The sequence below is a fragment of the Aminobacter sp. P4_H6_2 genome, from assembly GCF_056400805.1.
This window is the reverse complement of record NZ_JBFUKO010000452.1, coordinates 1-4529: the sequence shown is the minus strand read 5'-3', so window position 1 is coordinate 4529 and position 4529 is coordinate 1. Positions and strand designations below refer to the sequence as shown.

The 4529-nt window shown below is 60.6% G+C and carries 5 protein-coding genes; 2 read left to right on the top strand and 3 right to left on the bottom strand.

Going from position 1 to position 4529, the window contains the following annotated elements:
* Positions 1-76: 76 nt before the first annotated feature.
* Positions 77-634, bottom strand: coding sequence for a ubiquinol-cytochrome C chaperone family protein (locus AC1DUU_RS24105; RefSeq protein WP_476785905.1), 558 nt, complete (start codon positions 632-634; stop codon positions 77-79).
* Positions 635-745: 111 nt separating this feature from the next.
* Here AC1DUU_RS24105 and AC1DUU_RS24100 point away from each other — a divergent pair, with 111 nt between their 5' ends.
* Entirely contained in the window at positions 746-1279 is a 534-nt protein-coding gene (locus tag AC1DUU_RS24100; protein WP_476785904.1) for an outer membrane protein assembly factor BamE, read from the top strand.
* A 149-nt stretch (positions 1280-1428) separates the two neighbouring features.
* Here the strand turns inward: AC1DUU_RS24100 and AC1DUU_RS24095 are convergent, their stop codons facing one another.
* Positions 1429-3576, bottom strand: coding sequence for a sodium-translocating pyrophosphatase (locus AC1DUU_RS24095; RefSeq protein WP_476785903.1), 2148 nt, complete (start codon positions 3574-3576; stop codon positions 1429-1431).
* A 191-nt stretch (positions 3577-3767) separates the two neighbouring features.
* Positions 3768-4262 (bottom strand): DUF2165 family protein, encoded by a 495-nt coding sequence (locus AC1DUU_RS24090; protein WP_476785902.1) that lies wholly within the window; start codon positions 4260-4262, stop codon positions 3768-3770.
* On the opposite strand from AC1DUU_RS24090, the gene AC1DUU_RS24085 reads away from it, so the two are divergent.
* Positions 4261-4529 (top strand): hypothetical protein (locus tag AC1DUU_RS24085; protein WP_476785901.1); only part of this gene is annotated, 269 nt, incomplete at its 3' end. The genes AC1DUU_RS24090 and AC1DUU_RS24085 overlap by 2 nt on opposite strands.

Genomic DNA, 4529 nt, shown 5'->3' with positions numbered 1-4529 from the left:
ATAGCGGACATGCCTCGCTGCGGCATTCTCGAGACGTTTACCAAGAAGGAAACCGGGCTTGAGGTTTCGACGAGCTTCATGGGTGGCCTCCTTCAGGCTGCATGGGCACCGGATAAGTCAGTTTGCCGGCACATATGTCTTCCGAAGGCTGGGCGGCAAGGGTGCGATTCGCCGCAAAGACGTATTCGGCAAGGGCCGCGGCTTCCGGCCATTCTTTCACGTCTGGGCGCACGTTGCGTAAAAGGGCTGCAGCAAACGCCGCGTGATCGTCGCGTTCGAGCGCATCCTTGTAGGATTCGGTGCGGCCGTAGAACATTTTCGCCAGTTTTTTCATGCGCTTGGGCACGCCGACATCGCTGATTCCCAGCTCGCGCAGCGAATGGTCGACGTCGAGGAAGAATTCGTCGATCAGCAATTGCGCGATCTCAGCCGAAGCGCCTGCCTCGCCGCRCAGGCGGTGCAGAAACAGGAACATATGCAGCGAAAGCATCTCGAAACGGCCAAGCGGCGTGTCGGGCACATTCCACGCCGAATAAAATGGCTCCTGCCGCGCGGCTGCCACGATTCGTGTATAGAGCGCCTCGGTGATGGCGCGATTGGCTTGGCGGTGACGCCCAAACAGACGCTGGAACATTTGAGGGCGGTCTCCCGGGGACCCGTTTCGCACAGTGGCCTTGTTGCATCGGCGCGCAAGCTGGTTTACCGGTTTTGCGGCTCCGCGCAAGCAGGGCGCTGGCACGACAGGATGGAGTTGTTGTTGCACTCGCTGAAATTCAAGATGCCATTTTCGTTGCGTCCGGCAAGCGCTGTATCGCTGATTGTGGCGGCTGCCGCGCTTTCGGCATGCAACACCTCCAAGACGTTCGGTGATCTGAGCCCCAGCGAAACGCTGACCCAGGGTTACGTCATCGATCAGCAGTCGATCGATTCCGTGCCGGTGGGTTCGAGCCGCGAGCAGGTTCTGCTTGCGCTCGGTACGCCCTCGACGACCGCGACTTTCGACAACGAGGTGTTTTACTACATCTCCCAGACGCGGAAGCGCACAGTCGCCTTCGCCAAGCCCAAGCTCATCGAACAGCGCGTGCTCGCCGTCTATTTCGGCGCCGACGGCCGTGTCACCAACATCGCCAATTACGGCATGCAGGAAGGCAAGGTGTTCGACTTCATCTCGCGCACGACGCCTACCGGCGGCAAGGACCAGAACTTCCTCGGCCAGCTGCTTTCCGGTGCAGGCAAGATCGGACAGAGCGCGGCGGGCAGTATTTTGGGCGGCGGCTGATCCGCCGACAGGTTTCAAAAATCTCAGGCAACAGCCCGCGGGAGCAATCCCGCGGGTCTTTTTTTGCCCCTGAACTGAAAACCCCGCCCGCACAATGCGGACGGGGCTTGATCACYCACGATCGTTCACAGGCGTAGCCGCATGCCGGACTAGCCGCCACTATGCGCAAGCACAGCCAAAAGCAGAAGTGCGACGATGTTGGTGATCTTGATCGCCGGGTTCACCGCAGGACCGGCGGTGTCCTTGTAGGGATCGCCGACCGTATCGCCGGTCACCGACGCCTTGTGGGCCTCGGAACCCTTCATGTGCTTGACGCCGTCCTTGTCGGTGAAGCCGTCTTCGAACGATTTCTTGGCGTTGTCCCAGGCACCACCACCCGAGGTCATCGAGATGGCGACGAACAGGCCGTTGACGATGACGCCGAGCAGCGAGGCAYCGAGTGCGGCGAAGGCAGAAGCCTTGGAGCCCGAGATCAAGAGCACGCCGAAATAGACGACCAGCGGTGCCAGCACCGGCAGCAGCGAAGGAACGATCATTTCCTTGATCGCCGCCTTGGTGAGCAGATCGACAGCACGGGCATAGTTGGGCTTCGAAGTGCCCTTCATGATGCCTGGATCCTCGCGGAACTGCTTGCGCACTTCCTCGACGATCGAGCCTGCCGCACGCCCGACGGCGGTCATTGCGATGCCGCCGAATAGGTAAGGGATCATGCCGCCGAAGATCAGGCCGGCGACGACATAGGGGTTGGAGAGGTCGAACGACACCGTGCCCATGTCAGCAAAGTACGGGAACTGCGTCGGGTTCGCCGCAAAGTACTGCAGGTCATAGCTATAGGCCGCAAACAGCACCAGCGCACCGAGGCCCGCCGAGCCGATGGCATAGCCCTTGGTCACAGCCTTGGTCGTGTTGCCGACAGCGTCGAGCGCGTCGGTCGAATGACGCACTTCCTTGGGCAGGCCGGCCATTTCGGCAATGCCGCCGGCATTGTCGGTGACCGGGCCGAAGGCATCGAGGGCCACGATCATGCCGGCAAGTCCCAGCATGGTGGTCACAGCGATTGCCGTTCCGAACAGGCCCGCTAGCTGGAAGGTCGAGATGATGCCGCCGACGATGACGATCGCCGGAAGAGCGGTCGATTCGAGCGACACGGCCAGACCTTGGATGACGTTGGTGCCGTGGCCGGTGACCGAAGCCTGGGCGATCGAATTGACCGGGCGCTTGTTGGTGCCGGTGTAGTATTCGGTGATGACGACGATGAGCCCGGTCACCACGAGGCCGATGAGGCCGCAGATGAACAGGTTCTTGCCTGTGATCAGCACGCCACCCCCGGTGCCGATCTCACCCCAGCCAACGGTCAGCGACGTTGCCGCGCCGAGGCCGATGATGGACAACAGGCCGGTGACGATCAGGCCCTTGTAGAGCGCGCCCATGATCGAGCCATTGGCGCCGAGCTTGACGAAAAACGTGCCGACGATCGAGGTGATGATGCAGGCACCGCAGATGGCGAGCGGGTAGAGCATCACGTTGGACAAGATTTCAGTGCCGCCAAAGAAGATCGCGCCGAGAACCATGGTGGCGACGACCGTCACGGCATAGGTCTCAAACAGGTCGGCAGCCATGCCGGCGCAGTCGCCGACATTGTCGCCAACGTTGTCGGCGATTGTGGCAGGGTTGCGTGGATCGTCTTCGGGAATACCGGCTTCGACCTTGCCGACGAGATCGCCGCCGACATCCGCACCCTTGGTAAAGATGCCGCCGCCGAGACGGGCGAAGATCGAAATCAGCGAGGCGCCGAAGCCGAGAGCTACCAGCGAGTCGATGACGATGCGGTCAGCAGGCGCATGCCCCATGGGCCCGGTCAGGATGAGGTAGTAGACGGAGACGCCAAGCAAAGCGAGGCCAGCCACCAGCATGCCGGTGATAGCGCCCGACTTGAAGGCGATGTCGAGGCCGGCGGCGAGACTGTTGGAGGCGGCCTGTGCGGTGCGCACATTGGCCCGGACCGAAACATGCATGCCGATGAAGCCGGCTGCCCCCGAAAGCACTGCACCAATCAAAAAGCCGATCGCCGCGGTTGCGGAAAGCAGCCACCAAGCGAGCAGGAACACAACGACGCCGACGATGGCGATGGTGGTGTATTGGCGGGCCAGATATGCCTGCGCACCTTCTCGGATGGCGGCGGAGATTTCCTGCATGCGCGCATTGCCCTGGTCGGATGCAAGCACCGACTGCGTCGCCCATATGGCGTAAAGGACAGATAGCAGGCCGCAGGCGATGACGACGTAAAGCATTGTCATTGCCAATTCTCTTCCCTGATTGTGCCCGGAATTCCCCTCCCCGGGCGAGTGAATGAGGCAGGCAAGCCTTGGTGCGGCTTCCCGCTCCCGCCAACCATCCGAAACAGGGCAGCGAACGTCAAGATATCGCTAAGCTTTTGTCCCGGCTTTCGCCGCGCTGCTTCGAACGGTCAAACGCAATTCAAACAACTTCAGGCCAGCTCGCGATCGGGCTGATTGACGTAGATCAGCACCGCCAGCATCGTCATGTAAAACTTGAATGCCGCCTCCTGCCCGTTCCAGGTGCTCGACTGCCACATGCCGAACCATTCGCCGCCGATGACCATGAAGCCGAAAAACCAGACGAGAAACCCCATCGTCACGGCAATCGGAACGAAGCTCTTGGCATTGTTGAATTGTTGGGCGGAGCCGTATTYTGCCTGCCAGAGCTTCCAAGCGGCGATGACGAAAAGCAGGCAGGTCAGCGCCTCGCCAAATATGATCAGCCAGTAACCGATGCTCCATAGCGTCGGGTTGGTGATCGCCCGGTACATGATGGCATTGCCCGGGAAAGTGGTGTCCATGCTCAAGACATGCTGGACGAAGGCGAAATTGGAGCCGTAGTCGGTGATATTGCCGAACGCCACAAGAAAGGCGAAAGCTGCAAGACAAAGACACATCACGATCTTAGAGAGACGCCATACCATGGCAAGAACTCCTTCAAATGACGGACCGGGGCATCAGCCAGATCAATCACCGAGTCTCAGCGGCAGYGCAACAGGCCAGAAGGTCGATGTCGTGCTGACAGGTTCGGCCAGGGTGTATGCCGCGAAGGCGGGCCTGGACGGTACACTCGGGGTACTCAAGCTTTCTGTGGAATGCCAAACGGGCGACGTGATTTCGCTTTCGGTGAGCGGCAACAACCACGATTTTGCAGTGCTGCGCCGCCGCTGGATCATCGAAGGCAACAAAAG

Coding starts and splice junctions, on each gene's coding strand:
- AC1DUU_RS24100 (WP_476785904.1), top strand. CDS start 746: ATGGAGTTGTTGTTGCACTCGCTGAAATTCAAGATGCCATTTTCGTTG.